General features: G+C 66.9%; 21 protein-coding genes, 1 tRNA gene and 1 pseudogene. 12 read left to right on the top strand and 11 right to left on the bottom strand.

The genetic code is table 11. The annotated features are described in order from the left end of the window. Positions 1 to 8 precede the first annotated feature (8 nt). From AC07NY_RS15830 to moaA, 3 genes are all read right to left on the bottom strand, one after another. Positions 9 to 1,478 (bottom strand): hypothetical protein, encoded by a 1,470-nt coding sequence (locus AC07NY_RS15830; protein ID WP_494584614.1) that lies wholly within the window; start codon positions 1,476 to 1,478, stop codon positions 9 to 11. Continuing rightward, entirely contained in the window at positions 1,468 to 2,067 is a 600-nt protein-coding gene (locus tag AC07NY_RS15835; RefSeq protein ID WP_494584615.1) for a hypothetical protein, read from the bottom strand. Before AC07NY_RS15835 ends, AC07NY_RS15830 begins: the two co-directional genes overlap by 11 nt. 75 nt (positions 2,068 to 2,142) lie before the next feature. After that, entirely contained in the window at positions 2,143 to 3,156 is a 1,014-nt protein-coding gene (gene moaA, locus AC07NY_RS15840) for a GTP 3',8-cyclase MoaA (RefSeq protein ID WP_494584691.1), read from the bottom strand. 160 nt (positions 3,157 to 3,316) lie between these two features. Here moaA and AC07NY_RS15845 point away from each other — a divergent pair, with 160 nt between their 5' ends. From AC07NY_RS15845 to AC07NY_RS15860, 4 genes and pseudogenes are all read left to right on the top strand, one after another. Continuing rightward, positions 3,317 to 3,676, top strand: coding sequence for a gamma-butyrobetaine hydroxylase family protein (locus AC07NY_RS15845; RefSeq protein WP_494584616.1), 360 nt, complete (start codon positions 3,317 to 3,319; stop codon positions 3,674 to 3,676). 129 nt (positions 3,677 to 3,805) lie between these two features. After that, positions 3,806 to 3,931, top strand: coding sequence for a thioredoxin domain-containing protein (locus tag AC07NY_RS15850; protein ID WP_494584617.1), 126 nt, complete (start codon positions 3,806 to 3,808; stop codon positions 3,929 to 3,931). Positions 3,932 to 3,943: 12 nt separating this feature from the next. Then, positions 3,944 to 4,021 (top strand): annotated as a pseudogene (locus AC07NY_RS15855) (glutathione S-transferase N-terminal domain-containing protein); the annotation flags it as partial. A gap of 27 nt (positions 4,022 to 4,048) precedes the next feature. After that, complete coding sequence (locus AC07NY_RS15860; RefSeq protein ID WP_494584692.1) at positions 4,049 to 4,447, top strand: glutathione binding-like protein; 399 nt, start codon at positions 4,049 to 4,051, stop codon at positions 4,445 to 4,447. A 91-nt stretch (positions 4,448 to 4,538) separates the two neighbouring features. Here the strand turns inward: AC07NY_RS15860 and AC07NY_RS15865 are convergent, their stop codons facing one another. Continuing rightward, the gene (locus AC07NY_RS15865) at positions 4,539 to 5,117 is read right to left on the bottom strand and encodes a L,D-transpeptidase (RefSeq protein ID WP_492283936.1); all 579 of its coding nucleotides are present in this window, start codon (positions 5,115 to 5,117) and stop codon (positions 4,539 to 4,541) included. Positions 5,118 to 5,295: 178 nt separating this feature from the next. Next, complete coding sequence (locus tag AC07NY_RS15870) at positions 5,296 to 6,231, bottom strand: lytic transglycosylase domain-containing protein (protein ID WP_494584618.1); 936 nt, start codon at positions 6,229 to 6,231, stop codon at positions 5,296 to 5,298. 154 nt (positions 6,232 to 6,385) lie between these two features. Here AC07NY_RS15870 and AC07NY_RS15875 point away from each other — a divergent pair, with 154 nt between their 5' ends. Beyond that, the gene (locus AC07NY_RS15875) at positions 6,386 to 7,444 is read left to right on the top strand and encodes a hypothetical protein (protein WP_494584619.1); all 1,059 of its coding nucleotides are present in this window, start codon (positions 6,386 to 6,388) and stop codon (positions 7,442 to 7,444) included. Between the two features lie 335 nt (positions 7,445 to 7,779). Here AC07NY_RS15875 and AC07NY_RS15880 read toward each other — a convergent pair. Together AC07NY_RS15880 and AC07NY_RS15885 are read right to left on the bottom strand one after the other, a co-directional pair. Then, positions 7,780 to 7,854 (bottom strand) — tRNA-Val (locus AC07NY_RS15880). A 28-nt stretch (positions 7,855 to 7,882) separates the two neighbouring features. Next, positions 7,883 to 8,581, bottom strand: a complete 699-nt coding sequence (locus AC07NY_RS15885; protein ID WP_492283915.1) for an HAD family hydrolase — start codon at positions 8,579 to 8,581, stop codon at positions 7,883 to 7,885. A 156-nt stretch (positions 8,582 to 8,737) separates the two neighbouring features. Here AC07NY_RS15885 and AC07NY_RS15890 point away from each other — a divergent pair, with 156 nt between their 5' ends. From AC07NY_RS15890 to AC07NY_RS15900, 3 genes are all read left to right on the top strand, one after another. Then, the gene (locus AC07NY_RS15890) at positions 8,738 to 9,112 is read left to right on the top strand and encodes a hypothetical protein (RefSeq protein WP_494584620.1); all 375 of its coding nucleotides are present in this window, start codon (positions 8,738 to 8,740) and stop codon (positions 9,110 to 9,112) included. A gap of 109 nt (positions 9,113 to 9,221) precedes the next feature. Further along, positions 9,222 to 9,923, top strand: coding sequence for a ribose-5-phosphate isomerase RpiA (rpiA, locus tag AC07NY_RS15895; RefSeq protein ID WP_494584621.1), 702 nt, complete (start codon positions 9,222 to 9,224; stop codon positions 9,921 to 9,923). Between the two features lie 96 nt (positions 9,924 to 10,019). Beyond that, on the top strand, positions 10,020 to 10,517 hold the full coding sequence (locus tag AC07NY_RS15900; protein WP_494584622.1) for a DUF2059 domain-containing protein: 498 nt from the start codon (positions 10,020 to 10,022) through the stop codon (positions 10,515 to 10,517). A gap of 83 nt (positions 10,518 to 10,600) precedes the next feature. Here AC07NY_RS15900 and AC07NY_RS15905 read toward each other — a convergent pair whose 3' ends face one another. Further along, complete coding sequence (locus AC07NY_RS15905) at positions 10,601 to 12,031, bottom strand: APC family permease (protein WP_494584623.1); 1,431 nt, start codon at positions 12,029 to 12,031, stop codon at positions 10,601 to 10,603. Positions 12,032 to 12,205: 174 nt separating this feature from the next. Between AC07NY_RS15905 and AC07NY_RS15910 the strand changes: the two genes are divergently transcribed. Continuing rightward, positions 12,206 to 13,249, top strand: a complete 1,044-nt coding sequence (locus AC07NY_RS15910; RefSeq protein ID WP_494584624.1) for an SDR family oxidoreductase — start codon at positions 12,206 to 12,208, stop codon at positions 13,247 to 13,249. On the opposite strand, the gene AC07NY_RS15915 is transcribed toward AC07NY_RS15910, so the two are convergent. The 3 genes from AC07NY_RS15915 to AC07NY_RS15925 form a co-directional block, all read right to left on the bottom strand. Beyond that, entirely contained in the window at positions 13,230 to 14,729 is a 1,500-nt protein-coding gene (locus AC07NY_RS15915) for a tripartite tricarboxylate transporter permease (RefSeq protein WP_492283909.1), read from the bottom strand. The two genes, AC07NY_RS15910 and AC07NY_RS15915, sit on opposite strands and share 20 nt — an antisense overlap. Before the next feature lie 13 nt (positions 14,730 to 14,742). After that, positions 14,743 to 15,222, bottom strand: coding sequence for a tripartite tricarboxylate transporter TctB family protein (locus tag AC07NY_RS15920; protein ID WP_492283908.1), 480 nt, complete (start codon positions 15,220 to 15,222; stop codon positions 14,743 to 14,745). A gap of 100 nt (positions 15,223 to 15,322) precedes the next feature. Then, positions 15,323 to 16,288 (bottom strand): Bug family tripartite tricarboxylate transporter substrate binding protein, encoded by a 966-nt coding sequence (locus AC07NY_RS15925; protein WP_494584625.1) that lies wholly within the window; start codon positions 16,286 to 16,288, stop codon positions 15,323 to 15,325. A 225-nt stretch (positions 16,289 to 16,513) separates the two neighbouring features. Here AC07NY_RS15925 and AC07NY_RS15930 point away from each other — a divergent pair, with 225 nt between their 5' ends. From AC07NY_RS15930 to AC07NY_RS15940, 3 genes are all read left to right on the top strand, one after another. Beyond that, positions 16,514 to 17,770, top strand: a complete 1,257-nt coding sequence (locus AC07NY_RS15930; RefSeq protein WP_494584626.1) for an O-antigen ligase family protein — start codon at positions 16,514 to 16,516, stop codon at positions 17,768 to 17,770. Positions 17,771 to 17,779: 9 nt separating this feature from the next. Then, positions 17,780 to 19,150, top strand: coding sequence for a glutathione-disulfide reductase (gene gor, locus AC07NY_RS15935; protein WP_494584627.1), 1,371 nt, complete (start codon positions 17,780 to 17,782; stop codon positions 19,148 to 19,150). 322 nt (positions 19,151 to 19,472) lie between these two features. After that, entirely contained in the window at positions 19,473 to 20,858 is a 1,386-nt protein-coding gene (locus AC07NY_RS15940; RefSeq protein WP_492283904.1) for a class II 3-deoxy-7-phosphoheptulonate synthase, read from the top strand. Positions 20,859 to 20,923: the final 65 nt, after the last annotated feature.

Below are 20,923 nucleotides of genomic sequence, written 5' to 3' on the forward strand. Positions count from 1 at the left end.
CTCGCTCTCTAGCGCTTCATTGCGGCGAAATCCTCTGCCGCCTGTTTCTGGGCCGCTTCGTCTTGCTCGAAGGCTTCGCGCCCGGCCTGCACCGCCCTGAGCTTCACCTGCTCGATCTCGCCGGCGAGGTCGATGCCGCGCAGCAGCACCAGCCGGTCCCGGAGTTTGGCCTCGATCAGGGCCGGCATGCTGGTGAGCTGCTGCTCGAAATCGTCGATCTGGCGGCGCGCCGCGACATATTCCGGCAGCTCTGCCGGCTGGTCGATCTCGGCGAGGTTGAGCGATTGCGTGAAATAGGCCGGGGCCAGATCGGTGCGAACCCGGAGATTGGCCTCGCGATACTGCATCATCGCGGCATCCTTGGCGGCGCGCAGTTGGCCCAGCCGCGAGAGATAGAGATCGCGCGCCTTCTCGGCGGCAGCCTTCACGCCCTGCAGCTTGCCGAGCTCGTCGCGGCAATCCTCGCGGAAGCCGTCGACCTGGGTGCGGATCGCCTCCAGCTCCGGCAGCAATTCGGCATCGAGCCGGCGCCGCTCCTCCTCGACCGCGCTCCAGCGCTGCCGCCAGCGCTTATAGGCGGTGGCATGGCCGGGATAGGTGCCGAAGGCGGTATAGCCCTTGCTCGCCGAGACGAAGGCGACGAGGCAGCCGATGATGACCAGCGCGACCGACTTAATGTCGTAGATCGCGAACGGATTCTCCATCATGCGCGGCATGACCTGGAAGGAGCGCGCATCGGGGTTGGCGATCAGCATCTCCCGGTAATGCCCGACGGCGAGATTGAACAGCACGATCAGCCCGATCATGCCGGCATAGGCCGGCAGCGCCCAGAACAGGTGCGAGCTCTTCACATGCTGGCAGTAGCGTGCCGGGCCGACCCCCATGAAGAAGCCGAGCGCGACGTTGAGCGCGGAGATGATGACGGCGGTGGCGGCACCGCCGACCAGGCCGAAATCGCTGGCTTCGGCGAAGAAATTGCCGTTGAGCAGGCTTTCGATAACCAGCGGCACGACCAGGAAGAACAGGATGAACTGCCACTTGTCGAGCTTGGGATCGGCCCGGCGCTTGTTCTCGTAGTTGAAGAAGGCGTATTCGCGCTTGGCCCGGAGCGCGTCATAAACGCGCTGCTCCAGCTCGCCGCCATGCTTGCTCAGCATCGTGCGCATCGTCGCCTCGACGCCGCGTACCCGGCCCTCGAAGCGCTGCTGCGTGAACAACTCGCGCCGGCTGACGATCTCGGCCTGGATGGCGTTGAGGCTTGCCGCCGCCTCCTGCCGCAGCGTGGCGAAATGCTCGCGCGCCCGGGCGATCAGGGTCTGCTCGGTCTGGGAGAGCATCGTCGCATGGGCCGGCGGCTGGTTCTCGACCGCATCGCTCGCGCCGTGATGTCCGGCCTTGACCGACTCGGCCAGATGATGAGCGGTCGGAGCAGGCGTCATCCGTACGGCCCGCAAGGCCGGGCCCTCATCATTCGCCATGGGCGGCTCGCATCAGGAAATGGCGGGCCTCGACGATATCGGCCCAGAAATCGCGGAAGCCGGGATAGGCCGGGCGCAGATAGGCGCGCTTGAACCAGAGCGTCAGTGCCACGAGCCCGCAGAGGCCGAGGGTCGGCAGAACCGCGCCGGCAAGAGCTGGAATTCCCTCGGCAGCGAGGTGCGAGACCATCAACGCCAGCCCGAGCGCGCTCGCGATCGCCAGCAAGGCCAGAACACAATGGCGCCCCGTATCGTAGGCGAGCTGGAGGGCCGCAGTCATGACGGTGATGGCGAAGGCCGCGCAGAGCTCAAGCACCGCAATCCCCGCGACCACAGCGGCGATACCGGCCATGATTCCTGTCGGAGAGGCCGGCGAGAGCACGAGGAAGACGCTGCGCGCCGAGGACCAGCCCAGGAACAGGCAAAGGAGTAGGGTCGCGAGAAGCAGCATGGCGATCAGGGGCAGCGCACGCCGCAGATTCGCTGCCATGATGGCGAGCCGCGCCGCATGGGTCTGCCTGACGGCGCCATCGATCGCACTCGCGACCGCCTTGATCCGGCGGGCCATCGCCTTGAACTGTGACCGCATGCAACTCCACCCGTCGCCGGGACGGTGACCGCATTCGGCTGAAGGGTCAAGCGAGCGCCGGGCGTCGAGTGGCGCTCAGCCGCCGGTGACGCTCATGTGCCGGCCGACGGCCGGGCCGGAATGGCGGCGGTCGATGATGAAGTCGTGGCCCTTCGGCTTGCGCGCGATCGCCTCGTCCATGGCGCGGAAGAGCAGGGCGTCGTCCTGCGAGGCCCGGACCGGCGCGCGCAGGTCGGCGGCATCCTCCTGACCGAGACACATATAGAGCGTGCCGGTGCAGGTCAGGCGAACGCGGTTGCAGCTCTCGCAGAAATTATGGGTCAGCGGCGTGATGAAGCCGACGAGCCCGCCGGTCTCCTTGACGCGGACATAGCGCGCCGGCCCGCCGGTGCGGTAGGGGTCGTCGACGAGCGTGTACTTGTCCATCAGGCGGCCGCGCACCACCGAGAGCGGCAGGTACTGGTCGACGCGGCCGACCTCGATCTCGCCCATCGGCATGACCTCGATCAAGGTCAGGTCCATGCCGAGCCCGTGCGACCAGAGCATCAGGTGCTCGATCTCGTCGTCATTGACGCCCTTGAGCGCCACCGCATTGATCTTGACCCGCATGCCGGCCTTGCGCGCGGCCTCGATGCCGTCGAGCACGACCTTCAGGTCGCCCCGGCGGGTGATCTCGCGGAACTTGTCGGGGTCGAGCGTATCGATCGAGACGTTGATGCGGCGTACGCCATAGCCCGCCATCTCGTCGGCATAGCGATGCAGCAGCGAGCCGTTCGTGGTGAGCGTCAGTTCGTCCAGCGCGCCCGAGGTGAGATGGCGCGAGAGCGAGCGGAACAGGCTCATGATGTCGCGGCGCACCAGCGGTTCGCCGCCGGTCAGGCGCAATTTGCGGGTGCCGCGCGCAACGAAGGCGCTGGCGATCCGGTCGAGCTCCTCGAGCGTCAGGAGTTCCTTGCGTGGCAGGAACTGCATGTCCTCGGACATGCAATAGACGCAGCGGAAATCGCAGCGATCCGTCACCGAGATGCGCAGATAGGAAATCTTGCGGCCGAACGGGTCGACCAGGGGCGACCGCGTCAGCGGCTTCATGTCGTCGAGCAGCACGTCTGCCTCACGTTCCCGCATTGTGGAGCGGCCGGTCCGCGCAGGATGCGGGCGCGCCTTCACATTGCTATAGCATGACATTGGCACTGCGCCCGTGAAGGTCAAGCGCCTACCGGCTAACGCCTGCGAAGGACGAATACCGCCCATGTCATCCTGGCCGACCGAACTGCGCCTCTCGAAGGACCGCCGAACCCTGCATGTGACCTTCGAGGACGGCGCGAGCTTCGCGCTGCCGGCCGAGCTTCTGCGGGTCGAGAGCCCCTCGGCCGAGGTCCAGGGCCATCATCCCAGCCAGAAGACGATCGTGCCGGGCAAGGCCGGGGTCGAGATCCTCCGGGTCGAGCCGGTCGGTCATTACGCCGTCAGGCTCGGCTTCGACGACATGCATGAGACCGGCATCTACGCCTGGGACTATCTGCGCGAACTCGGCGAGCAAGGCGAGGAGAAGATGCGCGTCTATGTCGCGGCGCTGGCCGAGAAGGGCCTGTCGCGCGAAAGGCGGTGAGTGTCGGCCTGCGACGATCTCGATCGCCCGGTAAGGAGCGGGAAGCGAGCGTTCGAGAGAGATCGCCAGCTTGACCGTCAGTTCTCTCCGCACTCACGATGATGCGCCAAGCGCGAAAAAGGGTTCGGCATGCTCCGCCTTCACTACTACCCGGGCTTCATCAGCCTTGCGACACACATCGTGCTTGAGGAAATCGGCGCCGAATACGAGCTGGCCTTCGTCAATCTGCACAAGGGGCCGAGCCAAAATCCATGATATCGCGCCCTTCACCCGGATGGCCTGGTTCCGGCTCTGGAGGATGGCAGCCTTGTGCTTTTTGAGAGCACCGCAATCATTCTGCATTTGCTTGAAATGAATCCGGATGCGTCGCTGATGCCGGGGCAGGGAAGTGCCCTGCGTCCGCATTTCTATAAGTGGCTCATGTGGCTCTCCACGGCGCTGCACCCCAATCTGTCGCTGTATCTGCACCCAACCAAGGTTGTAGAGACAGTGGAGGCACAGGAAGAGGTGAGGAAGGCAGCCGAGGCTCGGGTCGATGCTCAATTCGATCGTGTCGAGGATGAGTTCGCGCGGCATGGTGGCCCGTGGCTTCTGGGCGATGCCTACAGTGCAGCCGATGCTTACCTCTTCACATTGGCGCGATGGTCACGCGGAATGACCCGATCTGCCGCGAGCCGGCCTCTGCTTGGCGCTTACCTGCAACGCATGATCGAACGGCCGGCCGTGCAGCGCGTGCACGCCCAGGAGCATATTCCGCAGCCTTGGATTTAAAACGCGCCTGTTCAGAGAGCGGTTAGGTGTGGAGCCTCAACGAAAAAGGCCGGCGTTTCCGCCGGCCTTTTCATCGAAATCTGTTGGTCGCTCAGCGTGCGACGACGACGCGGGTGCCGACCTTGGCGCGCTCGTAAAGGTCGATCACGTCCTCGTTGAGCATGCGGATGCAGCCCGAGGAGACCGCCTGGCCGATCGTCTCCGGCTCGTTCGAGCCGTGGATGCGGTAGAGGGTCGAGCCGAGATAGAGTGCGCGCGCGCCCATCGGGTTATCGGGGCCGCCCGGCATGAAGCGCGGCAGGTCGGGGCGGCGCTTCAGCATCTGGGCCGGCGGCGTCCAGGTCGGCCATTCCTGCTTGCGCGAGATGGTCTGGGTGCCCGCCCAGTCGAAGCCGGGGCGGCCGACGCCAACGCCGTAGCGCACGGCCTTGCCGTCCGACATCACGAAATAGAGGCGCCGCTCGGCCGAGTCGATCACGATCGTGCCCGGCTTGTGCTTGGTCGGGTAGTCGACGACTTCACGCGGAATGGCGGTGGCCTGCGCCTTGGCCGGGTCCACGTACTGGACGAGCGGCTGGCGGGTCAGAGGGTCGATTTCGGCTCGGGCGGCGGAGCCCAGAGCGAGCAGGCCAAGGCCGGCGAGCAAGGCCAGGCGGGTGGAGCGGATCATCGGAGGAACCTCGGGCGGGTCGGGACGGCTGGTCGCGAAAATGACGCAGAAAAGTCAACGTCTCCTCAACGTCCTGTCAGCTTCCCCAGGGGCGTGCAATCGGCCCGCAATCACATCGACGGGAGCGATCGAGCTTTGCCATGCTGCGTTGCGCGCATGCAACATTGCCCGCGGGCAGTCAGCTCCTCAGCACGACGCAGGCGCCGCGATCGGCCTGGATGCGCCGGCACAAGGCGACGGCCTCGGCGCGCGTCGCTGCGGGCAGCCGCACCCGATAGAAGGCGCGCGTGCCGCGGCTGCGCAGGCGCGTTCCGATCACCATCGGCGGCAGTGTCCCGATGATCGCGCGATGGCGGGCGCCGGCCCGCTGGAAAGTGGCGAGCGCCCGCGCCTTCGAGAAATTGCCGGCAAGCTGCACACCCCAGGGCGCGAAGGGCGCTTCCGCGATCGCCGGAAGGGCAGGGCGCGATTGGCGGATCGCGACGAGCGTGGGCGCGCAGGTCGCCAGCGGATCTCCATCGCGGGTCGCTGGCGGCATGGGTGGCGAGCGTCCGTCGCCATTGGCACGGTCGATCGCCTCCTCCGCCCAGTCGTCGGCAGTCCGGCCGGTGATGGCGAAGACGTAGTTCTCGGTCTCGCTCGGCAGGAAGCGCGTCTGCCCGGCCTTGCGCGCGGCAAGCCAGCCTGCGACGCGGTTCGGCCCGCCATTATAAGCCGCTGCCGCAAGCCCCCAGTTGCCGAAGTGGTCGCGCAGCTCCGCCAGGAAATGAGCTGCCTTGGGTACGGCCTGTTCGGGGTCGAAGGGATCGATCAGGCCGCGCTCGCGCGCCGTCCCGGGCATGAACTGGGCGACCCCCTGCGCACCGGCGGGGCTGGTGACGCCCGCGTGAAAGCTCGATTCCTGGAAGATCAGCCGGGTCAGGAAGGCGGCGGGCACGCCCTGTGCCTTCGCTGCGTCGTCGATTAGGCGGCAGAGCGCGTCCTGGATGCCCGACGAAGCCGGCTGCGGCTCCTCCGCCGCCTGCGCCGGCGCGGACAACAGCGCAGCGGCGAGCAGCAGCGCTGCAAGCCGTTTCGGCAAGCAGGGCGAGAGGGGGAAGCTGCCGGGCATCATCGGCCTTCTCTGCCACGTCTGGGGCGCCGCGGCCATGCATTGCGCCTTTCGCGTTGTGACGAGGTGCCGGCCTGTGCGATGAGAACGCCGCGCTGTCGCCGGCTCATCGGTCGTGGTGCCTCGGTTGACTGAAACGTTGGAGCGGAAGGCCGGAATGGCGAAGGCCTGGATCAAGTGGTCGCGATGGTTTGTCGGGGCGGTGGCGATCAGTGCCGGCCTGCTCTTCGCCTTCGTCGCGGTGCTCGACCCCTTCGGCATGCGCGTCCATGCCGGGCAGGCGTCGCGGCCGATCATGGATATCAACCAGCGCTTCATGTACCCGCAGCTCGTCCGCTCCGGGCGCTTCGACGCGGCGGTGATCGGCACCTCGACGATGCGCCTGCTCGATCCCGAGCTCCTCTCACGCGGCCTTGACGCCCGTTTCGTCAATCTCGCGATGAACGCGGCGACGCCCTGGGAGCAGACGCAAATGGCGCGGCTCGTCCGGGACCATGTCCAGGCGCCGAAGCGATTGATCTGGGGCATCGACACGACCTGGTGCGAGGTGGATGCCACCGACGAGGCCAAGCGCCTGACGCCCCGCCCGGTACCCGCATGGCTGTCCCGCGAGGTCGGCTGGAGCGACTGGCCCAAGCTGCTCAACCTGACCAATCTGGAGATCGCCGGCCGGCTCATGGCCTATCGGCTCGGCTTGTCGCGCGAGCGCATCCGCGGCGACGGCTACGAGGTCTTCACGCCGCCGGAGGCGAGCTACGACCTCGCCCGGGCGCGCGGGCACATCTATGCCGGCCATGGCGGTGTCATTCCCGACCTTGCGTCTCTGTCGCCGTCGGCCGCCGTCGCCCCGGCCGAGAGCGCCAGCTGGCGTTTCCCGGCTTTGTCATGGCTGGAGGAGAACATCGCGGCCTTCCCCAAGACCACGCAGGTGATGCTGGTCCTGCCGCCCGCCCATCTGATGGCCTATCCGCGCGAGGGATCGGCCGCCTGGCAGCGCTATGCCCGCTGCAAGGCCGAGGTCGCTGCGCTGGCGCGCCGCCAAGGTGCGGTGGTGGTCGACTACGCTCATGCCTCGCCGATCACGTCGCAGGACGCCAATTACTGGGACCCGCTGCATTTCCGGCTGGCGATCGCGGCCCGCTTCGGCGAGGAGCTCGCCCGGATCGGCAAGGGCGGCGCGCCGCAGGACGATGGCGCGGCGGTCGTGCTGCGCTGACGCAAGCATCGAAACGCTCTGATGAGGCGGTGCGACCGGTCGCGGCGGCGCCAGTTCCTTGGGCGCGGCCTGGCCTGTCTGTCGCTCTCTTAATCCGCCCGTAATCGGTCCGCGGGGGCGCTCTCGGCTAAAGCCTGCTCACTCGCCTCGGAATGGGCCAGCGGAACATGGCACTCGGCGCGATGCGGGCTGGCACCCGCGGGAAGGGAGCGCGTCGTTGGGAGGCGGTGCGCTCCCTTTCTCACGCAGGTTGCACGGTGGGAGCATAAGCCGCGCAGGCAAGCCGCGCGCATTTGAGCGCTCGTGCTTTAAGAAGGCTGAAAAATCCGGGAAAATGGTGGGCGATACAGGGATCGAACCTGTGACCCCTCCCGTGTGAAGGGAGTGCTCTACCGCTGAGCTAATCGCCCGGACCCGGCCTCTCCTAGTCGGCGCGCCTCATGCCGTCAAGGACGTCCGGGGAGGAGATTTGAACACGCGGTCGACCGCGCCGGCCAACTCGTCGAAATGCTGGATGATGAAATCCGGTTCCAGCGTCTCGATCGGAACGTCGGTATAGCCGAAGGGTACGCAGATCGAGGGAATGCCGGCAGCGCGGGCGGTCGCGATATCCGTGCGGGAATCCCCGATCATCACGGCCCGCGCCGGATCGGCCTTCGCCGCCGCGATCGTCAGGGTGAGATGGCGCGGATCCGGCTTGAAATAGGGGAAGCTGTCGCGCCCGGCGACGGCCGCGAAGCGGCCGGCGATGCCGAAATGGTCGAGGATCAGCTTCGTGTGCAGGATCGGCTTGTTGGTGCAGACCGCGAGCGCATAGCCTTGCCCGGCCAGCACATCGAGCGCGCCGAGCACGCCGTCATAAAGATGGCTGCTCCCCGCCGTATCCTGCGCATAGATTTCCATGAATTCCAGGAAGAGCCGCTCCAGCGTTTCCGGATCGAGCGGCTGGCCGGAGACCTTGAAGCCGCGCTCGATCAGGACGCGCACGCCCGCGCCGACGAGTTCGCGCGCCCGTTCAAGCGGCAGGGCTGCCAGCCCTTCGCGCACGAGGATCAGGTTGAGGACCCGCATGATGTCCGGCGCGGTCTCGGCGAGGGTTCCGTCGAGATCGAAGACGACGATCGGGGGCAGACTCATGGTCGGGACCTTCGGGATGATTCGGCCGGGCGAGATTCGGTTAAAGGTCGTTGCGGCCGGGCTGGCAAGTCCCGTGCGCGCACCTCCCCAAATTTGCCGTGTGAGATGGTATCGTGCGCGCGATTCGTCGCGCGGCCGGCGGCAGGGAAGATCATCATGTCGAATTTCATCGGAATACGGGCTGGAATCGCAGGGCTGCTGCTGGCGATGGCGGGTGCGGTGCCGGCCTTGGCCGGGCCGTTCGAATTCGCGCCTGCGCCGCAGACCGACCTCAACCGCGTCTACCGGATCGACAAGGCGACCGGCGAGGTCGGCGCCTGCCAGTTCCAGTTGAAAGAGGGCGGCGTCGGCCTCACCGTCTGCTTCCCGTCGGGCGAAGGAGCGGGTCCGCAGGCGCCCAGCGATTACGGCCTGATGCCGTCGCGTCACGAGAAGGAAGGCGGCATCTTTCGCGTCAATATCCGCACCGGCGAGATGAGCATCTGCTACGTTTTCGACGACAAGACGGTGTGCACGCCCCAGACGAAATGACGCCGGGAGGCCTCCGCGTGCTGGACTCGCCGGCTTCGGCGAGGCAGGAGAGCGCCGTCGTCCGGCCTGGGCGGCAGGCGTTTTCCACAACCTGAGCCGGACGAATCTCATGAATGCCGACGACCTGAAGAAGCAGGCTGCCGCCCGCGCGCTCGAACTCGTGCGGCCGGGCATGCGGTTGGGCCTCGGCACCGGCTCCACCGCGAAGCATTTCGTTGATCTGCTCGGCGCCAAGGTCGCGGAAGGCTTCGAGGTGCTCTGCGTCTCGACTTCCGAGGCGACCCAGGCCCAGGCGGTTTCGCTGGGCATTCCGATGTCGACACTCGATGAGACGCCGGAACTCGACCTCACCGTCGACGGTGCCGACGAGGTCGATCCGCAACTGCGCCTGATCAAGGGCGGTGGCGCTGCACTGCTGCGCGAGAAGATCGTCGCGGCGGCTTCCGCCCGCATGATCGTGATCGCCGATGACGGCAAGCTGGTCCAGACGCTCGGCCGCTTCCCGCTGCCGATCGAGGTCGTGCCTTTCGGGCTTGAGGCGACGCGCCGGGCCGTGGCTGCGGCCATCGCCGCTTCCGGCTCTGAGGGCAGGCTCTCGCTGCGCCAGAAGCCGGACGGCACGACGCTGGTCACAGATGGCGGTCATTACATTCTCGATGCCCATCTCGGCGCGATCGAGCGCCCGGAATTGCTGGCGCAGGCGCTGAACATCGTGCCCGGCGTGGTGGAGCATGGCCTGTTCATCGGGCTGGCCACCGGCGCCATCCTGGCGGGGGCCGATGGCCTCAAGCTCATCGGCAGGATCGAATGATTCCATTCCGGCGCAAGACACGCTAAGGAACGCGCCACAATGACCGATCCGCCATGGCCCCCGGCCAGCGGCTCGCTGACAAAGGGGTTTCAACGCATGATCCGTCGTTCTCTCGCCCGGGCCGCCCTTGGTCTGGCGCTCGTCTGCGCCGTTCCCGCCTTCGCCCAGGCGCCGGCGCTGACGCAGAGCCATCTTCAGGTGGCGCGCGAAGTCGCGGACGCGACCGGCATCACGTCTGGCATCACGAATATCTACAACGAGTTCGAGAAGAGCGTGCAGGAGCTCATCGCGACCCGCCCGGAGATGAAGAAGGATACCGACGCCGTCGTCGCGGCGCTGAAGCCGGAGGCCGACAAGCGCGCCGAGGAGATGACCCGGACGGCCACCGAGGTCTTCGCCCGGAAGATGACGGAGGCCGATCTCAAGGAGATCGCCGCTTTCTTCAAGTCCCCGGTCGGCCAGCGCTATAACACGCTGCGGCGCGAGGCGATGGACGACCTGCTGAACGTTCTTCAGCCCTGGTCCGTCCAGACCAGCCAGTACCTCTTCGACCGTTTCTCGCAGGAAATGCGCAAGCGCGGCCACACCTTCTGAGCTGACGCGCCACCTGAGCTTCAGGCTATCAAAAAGGACCGGCGAGCATTCGCCGGCCCTTTTTGCAATTGCGTCGGCTGCGGTCAGTTGACCGGGCCGCGACCGCCGATGTCCTCCATCAGCGGGTCGCTGAGCGCGGTGCCGGTCTTGCGGTTGACGATGACCGTGACCACCCAGAGCAGCACGCCGATGCCGATCAGGACGCCGGCGATCGTGTACTGGACCGAAGCACGCCCGGTCCAGGGCCCGGCCAGGAAGGCGCAGGAGAGGGCACCGATGATCGGCAGGAAGGTCGGCGTGCGGAAATGCGCGTGGTCGACCGTGTCCTTGCGCAGCATCAGCACGGCGATGTTGACCACCGTGAAGACGCAGAGCAGCAGCAGCGCGGTCGTGCCGCCCAGCGCCGGAACCTCGCCAACGAAGGTGATCAGCGCGAAGGCCAGAAGGCTGGTGAAGCCGATCGCGACATAGGGCGTGCGCCGTGTCGCATGGACCTTGCCGAGGATGGGCGGCAGCACATGCTCGCGGCTCATGCCGTAGACCAGCCGGCTCGCCATCAGCATGTTGATCAGCGCGCTGTTGGCGACCGCGAACATGGTGATGAAGCCGAAGATCCAGATCGGGAAGTTCGGCGCGCCGGCTTGCACCACCTTGAGCAGCGGCGTCTCGCCTTCGCCGAGCTGTTCCGGCGGCACCAGCGTGATCGCCGAGATCGAGACCAGCACATAGATCACGCCGGTGATGAACAGGCCGATGAGCAGGATCTTCGGGAAGATGCGGCTCGGGTCCTTGGTCTCCTCGGCCATGTTGACCGAGTCCTCGAAGCCGACCATGGCGAAGAAGGCGAGCGTCGTCGCCGCGATCACCGGCCAGAACACGCCGCCATCGGCCGTCGTCTTGAACTGCATGACGCGCGAGACGTCGCCCTGTCCGGCCGCGATCGCCATCATGCCGATGGTGATGATGATCAGCAGGCCGGTAAGCTCGACGCAGGTCAGCACGACATTGGCCTTCACGCTCTCGCCGACGCCGCGCAGGTTCACGATGGCGACGATCGCCATGAAGCCGAGCCCGATCAGCGTGATGCCGATCCCGCCTGACAAGCCCAGCCCGAAGGCGTTGGACATGTTGGCGGCGAAGGCGCGCGAGGCGGTCGAGGCCGAGGTGATGCCCGAGCACATCACCGCGAAGGCGACGATGAAGGTGATGAAATGCACGCCGAAGGCCTTGTGCGTGTAGAGCGCGGCGCCGGCGGCCTGCGGGTATTTCGTGACGAGTTCGAGATAGCTGAACGCCGTCACCATCGCGACGGCGAAGGCGACGAGGAAAGGCAGCCAGACGACGCCGCCGACCTGGTTCGCGACCTGGCCTGTGAGGGCGTAAATGCCCGTGCCCAGGATGTCTCCGACGATGAAGAGAAGCAGCAGCCATGGCCCCATGACACGGTGCAGGCTGGGTTCTGCGGCGGCTTGCTGACCGGTGCCGGCCTGCGCGCCAAGCGTGGTATCGCTCATCGATAGTCTCCCTCTGCCGCGGCATCGCTGCCGATGCCGGCCCTGGGACAACACAGTTCTGCCGCAATTGTTCACCGGCTGGCCTGCCCTGTCCACCATCCTGCCGTGCTCTGGCGTCATGTCGAAACCGACGTTATGGCCGGGCGGCTGAACTGAAACGGCGGAGCCGGCGACATGAACCGTGATCTCGTTCTCTTGACCGGAGGCTCCGGCTTCCTGGCGGGGCATTGCATCCTGTCGCTGCTCGCGGCGGGCTATGATGTCCGCACGACGCTGCGCGATCGGGCACGCGAGGGCGCTCTCAGGGACGCCCTGCGCGGAGCCGGAATCGAGGCTGGTGACCGGCTGCAGGTCGTCGTCGCCGATCTGATGCGTGACGAGGGCTGGGATCAGGCGGCGACCGGCTGCGCCTATGTCCTCCACGTCGCGTCACCGCTCGCAGCGGCGGCGCCGAAGGACGAGGACGAATTGATCCGCCCGGCGCGGGAGGGCACGCTGCGCGTCCTGCGTGCCGCACATCGGGCCGGGGTCAGGCGCGTCGTGCTGACCTCCTCCTTCGCGGCCATCGGCTATGGCCGGGTGGTGAAGCGCCCCTATGACGAGCGTGACTGGACGAATGCTTCCGCACCGGAGCTTGCCGCCTATCCAAAATCCAAGACGCTGGCCGAGCGGGCCGCCTGGGATTTCGTCGATGGTGAAGGGCAGGGGCTGGAGCTTTCGGTCGTGAACCCCGTCGGTATCTTCGGGCCTTTGCTCGGGCCGGATCTCTCGGCCTCGATCCTGCTGGTCAAGACCATGCTGGACGGCAGGCTCTGGGCGGTGCCACGCCTGATGTTCGGGGTCGTGGACGTGCGCGATGTCGCCGAGCTGCACCTGCGCGCCATGACCGATGCGGCGGCGGCTGGCGAGCGCTTCCTGGCGACGGCCGGTGACTTCATGACGATGCAGGCGATCGCCCAGGCGCTGAAGGACGGCCTCGGCGCGAATGCGGAGCGGGTCTCGACCCGCGTGCTGCCGGATTGGTTGGTGCGCTTCGCCGCGCGCTTCAGCGCGACCGCGCGTCAGGCGGCGACGCCGGAACTCGGCCGCAGCAAGACGGCGACGAGCGCGAAGGCGCAAGCCATGCTGGGCTGGCAGCCGCGCCCGGCGTCTGAGGCTCTCGTCGCGACGGGCGAGAGCCTCATCCAGCTCGGATTGGTCAGTCCTCGGCAGCCTTGAACTTGTTCAGCCCCTTCATCGCGAAGGGCGCGACCAGCGCGATGAAGGCGATGCCGAGCAGCGTCGCCGAGATCGGGTTCTCCAGCAGGATCATCGGATCGCCCAGGCTGATCTGCAGCGCGCGGCGGAGTTGTTGTTCCGCCATCGGCCCCAGGATCAGGCCCACGACCATCGGCGCGACCGGATAGTCGTAGCGGCGCATCAGGTAGCCCATGAAGCCGAAGATGAAGAGCATGCCAAGCTCGACCGGCGAGCTGTTGACCGCGAGCGTGCCCATCGTCGCGAAGACGAGGATGCCGGCATAGAGCCAGGGCTGCGGGATCGCCAGCAAGCGGACCCAAACCCCGATCAGCGGCAGGTTCAGGATCACCAGCATGACGTTGGCGATGAACAGCGAGGCGATCAGGCCCCAGACGAGGTCAGGCTTCTCGGCGAAGAGCAGCGGGCCGGGATTGAGACCGTATTGCTGGAAGCCGGCGAGCATGATCGCCGCCGTTGCCGAGGTCGGCAGGCCAAGTGTCAGCAGCGGCACCAGCGTGCCGGCGGCCGAGGCGTTGTTCGCCGCTTCCGGTCCGGCGACGCCCTCGATCGCGCCCTTGCCGAACTCTTCCGGGTATTTGCAGAGCTTCCGTTCGGTCGAATAGCTCAGGAAGGTCGGGACTTCCGCGCCGCCGGCCGGCAGGGCGCCGATCGGGAAGCCGAAGGCGGTGCCGCGCAGCCAGGGCGCCCAGGAGCGCTTCCAGTCCTGCTTGGTCATCCATAGCGAGCCCTTGATCGGAATGATCTCCTCGGGATCGCGGGCGCGCTTGGAGGCGACATAGAAGGCCTCGCCCACCGCGAACAGGCCGACGGCGAGCGTGGTAACCTCGATGCCGTTGAGCAGTTCCGGCACGCCGAAGGTCAGGCGCGCCTGGCCGGTCAGCTTGTCGATGCCGACGAGGCCGAGCGCGATGCCGAGGAACAGGCTGGTGAGGCCGCGCAAAGGCGAGTCGCCGAAGGTCGCGGAGACCGTGACGAAGGCGACGATCATCAGCGCAAAATAGTCCCAGGGGCCGAATTTCACCGCGATCTGGACCAGCCAGGGCGCGAGGAAAGCAAGCCCGATAGTCGCAATCAGGCCGGCGACGAAGGAGCCGATCGCCGCGGTCGCGAGAGCCGGGCCGCCACGGCCGGCCTTGGCCATCTTGGAGCCTTCGAGCGCGGTCGCTAGTGAGGCGCTTTCGCCCGGCGCATTGAGCAGGATCGCGGTGGTCGAGCCACCGTACATGCCGCCATAGTAGATGCCGGCGAACATGATCAGCGAGCCGGCCGGATCGAGCTTGAAGGTCACCGGCAGCAATAGCGCGACGGTCAGCGCCGGGCCGATGCCCGGCAGCACGCCGACGGCGGTGCCGAGGAACACGCCGATCAGGCAGAACATCAGCTTGGAGGGCTCGAGCGCGACGCCGAAGCCTTGGACGAGGGAGAGCAGGGTATCCATGGTCGGGCTCTCCTCAGAGGAACAGGCGCTCGAGCGGACCCGACGGCAGGATCAGCGTCAGGAGCTTGGCGAAGACGAGGTAGATGATGAGGCCGAGCACGAAGCCGATCGCGGCATCGACAGCCAGGGCCCGGCGGCCCATGCCACGGGCGGTGCAGGCGAAGACCACGGCGATGGCGATGATGAAGCCGCCGCCGAGCCCGATGCAGGCGATCAGGAAGATCAGCCCGCCGGCGATCCAGAGCAGGGCAGGGTTGTCGGCTTCGTCGGGCTGCGGCAGTCCCTCGCGGAACGCGACGACAAAATGGGAAAGACCGAGGATGACGAGGCCTGCCGCCACGACATAGGGCATCGCGGTCGGGCCGACGCCGTAGGTCGACGTGATGGTCTGCTGCGAGGCGTCATAGCCGACGAGGACGGCGACGATCAGCAGCAGGATGCCTACCACCAGGGCCGGCTTGTTGGCACCGTGCGTGCGCGTGTCGTTGGTCATGGCGTTCCCGCGATCGTGTCCGGCGCTTTTTGGGGCGCTTCTGACGGTTGGAAAAGGGGCCGGTTTCCCGGCCCCCGCAGATTGTAGCGTTTCGGTTGGCTTACTTCACCAGGCCGACTTCGGTCATGACCTTGGAGACGCGCTCGATCTCCGCCTTCAGGAAGGTGTCGAAGGCGGCGCCGGCGAGGAAGGAATCGTCCCAGCCGCGAGCCTTGAGGATTTCCTGCCACTCCTTCGACTTGACCATCTTCTCGACCGTGTCGATCAGGGCCTTGGTCTGCTCGGCCGAGAGGCCGGGAGGGGCGACGACCGAGCGCCAATTCAGGAGCTCGAGATCGATGCCCTGTTCCTTCAGCGTGGGCGCATCCGGGGCGTTCTCGAGGCGCTTCGACGAGGAGACGGCAAGCACGCGCAGCTTGCCGGCCTTGATCTGGCCTTCGAACTCGCCATAGCCGGAGACGCCGGCCGTGACGCGCCCGCCGAGCATGGCAGCAAGCGCTTCGCCGCCGCCCGAGAACGGGATGTAGTTGATCTTCTTGGCATCGGCGCCGACGGCCTGCGCGAACAGCGCGGCGAGGATGTGGTCCGTGCCGCCGGCCGAGCCGCCAGCCCAGGTCACCTTGGCCGGATCGGCCTTGAGGCGCTCGGCCAGGTCCTTGGCGGTCTTGAGCGGCGATTCCGTCGGGACGACGATGACCTCGGCCTCGGCGGTGAGGCGCGCGATCGGCGTGACCTGGGTCAGGTTGACCGGCGACTTGTTGAGCAGGATGGCGCCGACCATGACGAAGCCGTTGACCATCAGCTGGTGGCCGTCGCCCTTGGCGCCGATCAGCTGGGCGAGGCCGATGGTGCCGCCCGCGCCGGTCACGTTGTTGACCTGCACGCTCTTGACGATGCCGGCCGAGGTCAGCGCCTGCTGCATCGAGCGGGCCGTACCGTCCCAGCCGCCGCCGGGCGCGGCGGGAGCCATGATCTTCAGCTCGTTGAGCTGCGCGAAGGCGGCTGTGGACAGGGCAGCCAGTGCCACTGCCGTCAGGGCCGTGCGCTTCAGGATGGATGTCAGCATGAATTCCTCCGCTTGCGGGCTTTGGCCCACGGGTTTCTTGGGCGGTCCGCCTGTGGCACCTTGCCGCGCCGGTCGTCAATTGCGCCTGATTGCATAATCGGAAGTCAAGAATTTTCGACGACAGGCCGCTTTCGCCGCATCTTCTATATCTTTGGTTCTACGACTCGCTCGAATGTTCCAGTCCGCCACTGGCCGCATCCGGCATGATCGCGTAAGCGCAGGTTCATGAGCCACCAGACCTCTTCCGGCGCCTCGCCTTTTGAGCCGATTCTGCCCCGGCGTCTCGCCCGTCTCGGCACAGGCCTGTTGATTGCGCTGCCACTGGGCATGTGGGTTGCCAATCGCTCGGCGCCGCTTTTCCTCGGGCTGGCTGCCCTGTGTTTCCTCGCTTCGGCGGTTGCAGCCGAGGGCTGGGCGCCGCTTCTGCAGCGCCTGCGGAAAGACATCGGCACTCCCATCGGGCTGGCGCTCGGTGGCTTCCTGCTCTGGTCGCTGATCTCCATCGCCTGGAGCCATCGCATCGGAGCGAGCATGTCGATGTGGGGCGAGCTCGCCCTGCCGCTGGCCAGCGGCTTCATCATCGCCGCGAGCGGCCGCTTTCGACCGGGACTGCGAGAAAGCCGGGCGCTGGCGATCGCGATCGCGCTGGCCGCGGTCCTGATGATGGCCGAGCTCGCGACGGGGCTCTCCGCGCGCATCGCGCTCGATATCGGCAAGCAGGTTACCTACATCTTCAACCGCCCGGTCCTGGTCTGCCTCGTCCTGCTGCCGGCGGCGGTTGCGGGGCTGTCGCTTCGTCGGAAAAGTGGCGCGCTGGACTGGCTGCTGGCGGCGGTCTGCGTCGTCGTCGTGGCGATGATCTCCTTCGATTCCGAGAGCGGTGCGGCCGGGCTCGGCTTCCTCATTCTCGCGCTGACCTGGCTGGCAGCCCGGCTGTTGCCGCGCCTCATGCTCGTGCTGGTCGCGCTCGGCTTTTTCGCGACGATGGCTGTCGCGCCGGTGATCGGGCGCCTCGGCGACGAGGCGTTGCCGCAATCCCTGCATGAGCGGCTCGCCAACTCCCATTCGCGCGACCGGGTCGATATCTGGCTGAGCTTCGGTGAGGCGATCCGGGCGCGGCCCCTGCTGGGCTCCGGCTTCGGCACTTCGCCCACACTGGATCGGCATCCTGTGGCGCTTGAAGTTTCGCCGCCGCGCCGCCAATTGCTCGCGGTCGGTCATCCGCACAGCGCGCCGGTCCAGGCTTGGGTCGAGACGGGCGTCGTCGGTGCGGTGCTGCTGACGCTGGCCGGACTCATGCTCCTGTGGCGCTTGAGGAACCTGCCGGCACGTGACCTCGCGCCGCGTCTGGCGCTGGCTGCCAGCGCCTTCGGCGTCGCGACGGTGGCGCATGGGGCCTGGCAGGGATGGTGGATCGCCGCGCTGGCGCTGGCGTCCATCTGGTTGTTCTGCGGCTTGCCGTCCGCCGACAAGGACGGTTGAGGGGGTATCATGGCTGAGTTCGACGTCGATCTCTTCGTCATCGGTGCAGGCTCGGGCGGGACGCGCGCCGCGCGCATCGCCGCCGGCCACGGCGCCCGCGTCATGATCGCCGAGGAGGACCGCATCGGCGGCACCTGCGTCATCCGTGGCTGCGTGCCGAAGAAGCTCTTCGTCTATGCCAGCCGCTTCGCCGAGGATTTCGAGGACGCCGCCGGCTTCGGCTGGACCCTGCCGCAGGCGCCCGTCTTCGACTGGCCGACGCTGCGTGATGCGGTGGCGAACGAGGTCACGCGCCTGTCCGGCCTCTATCGCAAGGGGTTGGAGGGCGCGAAGGTCCAGATTCGCGAGGAGCGCGCCGTCGTCGAAGGCCCGCATCAGGTCCGGCTGGTGAAGAGCGGGGAGGTGATCCGCGCCCGCCATATCCTGGTCGCGACCGGCGGCTGGCCGTCCTTCGACCCGCCGATCCCCGGTGGCGAGCTCGGCATTTCCTCGAACGAGGTCTTCAACCTGCCGGCGCTGCCGAAGCGCCTGCTCGTGGTCGGCGGCGGTTACATCGCGCTCGAATTCGCCAGCCTCTTCGCCCGGCTCGGGGTCGCGGTGACGGTGCTGCACCGGGGTGACAACATCCTGCGCGGCTTCGACGAGGATATCCGCATCCGCCTGCGCGATGCGCTTCTCCATGCCGGGATCACCCTGCGACTGGGCTGCACGATCGACCGGATCGAGGAGCTGGCCGATGGCACCCGCCGCGCCCATTGCGCCAAGGGCGAGCCGATCGATGCCTATGTCATCCTCGTCGCCACCGGCCGCCGGCCGAACACCAAGGGGCTCGGCCTGGAGCAGGCCGGCGTCGCGATGGGCCCGCTCGGCGAGATCAAGGTCGATGCGGCCTCGGCCAGCAGCGTGCCCTCGATCCATGCCGTCGGCGATGTGACCAACCGGGTCAACCTGACGCCGGTCGCGATCCGCGAGGGCCATGCCTTCGCCGACTCGACCTTCGGCAGCCGAAACTGGACGGTTGACCACGCCACCATCGCCTCGGCCGTCTTCACGACGCCGGAGGTTGGCACCGTCGGCCTGTCGGAGGCGCAGGCTCTCGCCGCGGGTCATGAGGTCAAGGTCTTCGAATCCGGCTTCCGACCGATGAAGGCGACGATCTCCGGCCGTCAGGAGCGCATCTACATGAAGCTCGTCGTCGACGCGCAATCGGACAAGGTGCTGGGCGTTCATATCCTCGGGCACGATGCCGGCGAAATCGTCCAGGCGGTCGGGATCGCCGTGACGATGGGCGCGACCAAGGCCGATTTCGACCGCACCGTCGCGCTGCATCCGAGCGCAGCGGAAGAGCTCGTCACTATGCGCACGCCGCGGGCGGGCTAGAGCAGCGAAACCACCTTTGTCATTCCGAGGCGCGCCTGCGCGAAGCCCCGGAATGACAAAGGTCGTTCCCACCGCCTTGTTGAATCGGGCTGTGAAGCACTTGAATCGGGATGGCAGGCCGTTGCTGCGGTAGCGTAACGATGGCCGCTATCCCGTTGCCGGGAATCGGCTTTTCGATCGCTCGCGATGGCGGGCAGGGCGGCCTGCCGCGAGGGCTTCCCTCAGACGGTGGCCATTCCCACATCATCGGTGTATAGCCGCCCCTTCGCGCTACCAAGAGGTTAACGATGCGCGATCTCACAGTCAGGAGCACGTAAGTCCCATGTCCGAGCGGTGGACGCCAGATAGCTGGAGGGCCAAGCCCGTCCAGCAGATTCCGGAATATCCGGACCAGGCAGCCTTGAAGGCGGTTGAGCAGCAGCTCGCCGGCTTTCCGCCGCTCGTTTTTGCAGGCGAGGCGCGCAAGCTCAAGCGGGCGTTGAGCAAGGTCGCCGCCGGTGAAGCCTTCCTTCTCCAGGGAGGCGATTGCGCCGAGAGCTTCGCCGAGCATTCGGCCGACAATATCCGCGACTTCTTCCGGTTGTTCCTGCAGATGGCGGTCGTCCTGACCTTCGCCGGCGGCTCGCCGGTGGTGAAGGTCGGCCGCATCGCCGGCCAGTTCGCCAAGCCGCGCTCGGCCCCGACCGAGACGATCGGCGGCGTCGAATTGCCGAGCTACAAGGGCGACATCGTCAACGACAACGAGTTCACGGCCGAGGCGCGCATTCCCGACCCGCGCCGCCAGCTCGAGGGCTATCGCCAGTCGGCGGCGACGCTGAACCTGATCCGCGCCTTCGCGACCGGCGGCTACGCCAATCTCGACAACGCGCATCGCTGGATGCTCGGCTTCGTCAAGGATAGCCCGCAGTCGCATCGCTACCAGGAAGTGGCCGAGCGCATCACCGAGGCGCTGGAATTCATGCGCGCCATCGGCATCGATCCGGAGACCCATCCGGAGATGCGCACGACCGACTTCTACACCAGCCACGAGGCGCTGCTGCTCGGCTACGAGCAGGCGATGACGCGCACGGATTCGACGACCGGCGAATGGTACGCCACCTCCGGCCACATGGTCTGGATCGGTGATCGCACCCGCCAGATCGACCATGCCCATGTCGAGTTCTTCCGCGGCATCAAGAACCCGATCGGCCTGAAATGCGGTCCCTCGACCACGGTCGATGGCCTGCTCAAGCTGATCGACGTGCTCGATCCGCAGAACCAGGCGGGGCGTCTGACGCTGATCGCGCGCTTCGGCGCCGACAAGGTCTTCGATCATCTGCCGGCGCTGGTGCGGGCGACGAAGCGCGAAGGCCGCAATGTCGTCTGGTCCTGCGATCCGATGCACGGCAACACGGTCAAGGCTGCCAGCGGCTACAAGACCCGTCCCTTCGACCTGATCCTGGGCGAGGTGAAGAACTTCTTCGCCGTCCACCAGGCCGAGGGCACCCATGCCGGCGGCCTGCATCTGGAAATGACCGGCAAGAACGTCACCGAATGCACCGGCGGCGCGCGCGGCATGACCGATGCGGACCTCAACGACCGCTACCACACGTTCTGCGATCCCCGCCTCAACGCGGAGCAGGCGCTGGAACTCGCCTTCATCGTCGCCGAGCTGGTCAAGCGCCAGCGCGCCGGCCGGGCGCGGCCCGAGGTCGAGGCGGCAGAGTAAGCCGGCGTCTCCCCCTAGCGAAAATGAAAAGGGCCGGTGCGATCCGCACCGGCCCTTTTCTGTTT

Source organism: Allobosea sp. GW821-FHT09G06 (assembly GCF_059416005.1).

Bases quoted from the DNA above. Each gene is read 5' to 3' on its own strand.
- AC07NY_RS15865 (WP_492283936.1), bottom strand. From the start codon at position 5,117: ATGATCCGCTCCACCCGCCTGGCCTTGCTCGCCGGCCTTGGCCTGCTC.
- AC07NY_RS15910 (WP_494584624.1), top strand. From the start codon at position 12,206: ATGAACCGTGATCTCGTTCTCTTGACCGGAGGCTCCGGCTTCCTGGCG.
- AC07NY_RS15875 (WP_494584619.1), top strand. From the start codon at position 6,386: ATGGCGAAGGCCTGGATCAAGTGGTCGCGATGGTTTGTCGGGGCGGTG.
- AC07NY_RS15915 (WP_492283909.1), bottom strand. From the start codon at position 14,729: ATGGATACCCTGCTCTCCCTCGTCCAAGGCTTCGGCGTCGCGCTCGAG.
- AC07NY_RS15885 (WP_492283915.1), bottom strand. From the start codon at position 8,581: ATGAGTCTGCCCCCGATCGTCGTCTTCGATCTCGACGGAACCCTCGCC.
- AC07NY_RS15905 (WP_494584623.1), bottom strand. From the start codon at position 12,031: ATGAGCGATACCACGCTTGGCGCGCAGGCCGGCACCGGTCAGCAAGCC.
- AC07NY_RS15890 (WP_494584620.1), top strand. From the start codon at position 8,738: ATGTCGAATTTCATCGGAATACGGGCTGGAATCGCAGGGCTGCTGCTG.
- AC07NY_RS15860 (WP_494584692.1), top strand. From the start codon at position 4,049: ATGCCGGGGCAGGGAAGTGCCCTGCGTCCGCATTTCTATAAGTGGCTC.
- AC07NY_RS15940 (WP_492283904.1), top strand. From the start codon at position 19,473: ATGTCCGAGCGGTGGACGCCAGATAGCTGGAGGGCCAAGCCCGTCCAG.
- AC07NY_RS15830 (WP_494584614.1), bottom strand. From the start codon at position 1,478: ATGGCGAATGATGAGGGCCCGGCCTTGCGGGCCGTACGGATGACGCCT.
- AC07NY_RS15925 (WP_494584625.1), bottom strand. From the start codon at position 16,288: ATGCTGACATCCATCCTGAAGCGCACGGCCCTGACGGCAGTGGCACTG.
- rpiA (WP_494584621.1), top strand. From the start codon at position 9,222: ATGAATGCCGACGACCTGAAGAAGCAGGCTGCCGCCCGCGCGCTCGAA.
- AC07NY_RS15845 (WP_494584616.1), top strand. From the start codon at position 3,317: ATGTCATCCTGGCCGACCGAACTGCGCCTCTCGAAGGACCGCCGAACC.
- AC07NY_RS15835 (WP_494584615.1), bottom strand. From the start codon at position 2,067: ATGCGGTCACAGTTCAAGGCGATGGCCCGCCGGATCAAGGCGGTCGCG.
- AC07NY_RS15920 (WP_492283908.1), bottom strand. From the start codon at position 15,222: ATGACCAACGACACGCGCACGCACGGTGCCAACAAGCCGGCCCTGGTG.
- gor (WP_494584627.1), top strand. From the start codon at position 17,780: ATGGCTGAGTTCGACGTCGATCTCTTCGTCATCGGTGCAGGCTCGGGC.
- AC07NY_RS15870 (WP_494584618.1), bottom strand. From the start codon at position 6,231: ATGATGCCCGGCAGCTTCCCCCTCTCGCCCTGCTTGCCGAAACGGCTT.
- AC07NY_RS15930 (WP_494584626.1), top strand. From the start codon at position 16,514: ATGAGCCACCAGACCTCTTCCGGCGCCTCGCCTTTTGAGCCGATTCTG.
- AC07NY_RS15850 (WP_494584617.1), top strand. From the start codon at position 3,806: ATGCTCCGCCTTCACTACTACCCGGGCTTCATCAGCCTTGCGACACAC.
- AC07NY_RS15900 (WP_494584622.1), top strand. From the start codon at position 10,020: ATGATCCGTCGTTCTCTCGCCCGGGCCGCCCTTGGTCTGGCGCTCGTC.
- moaA (WP_494584691.1), bottom strand. From the start codon at position 3,156: ATGAAGCCGCTGACGCGGTCGCCCCTGGTCGACCCGTTCGGCCGCAAG.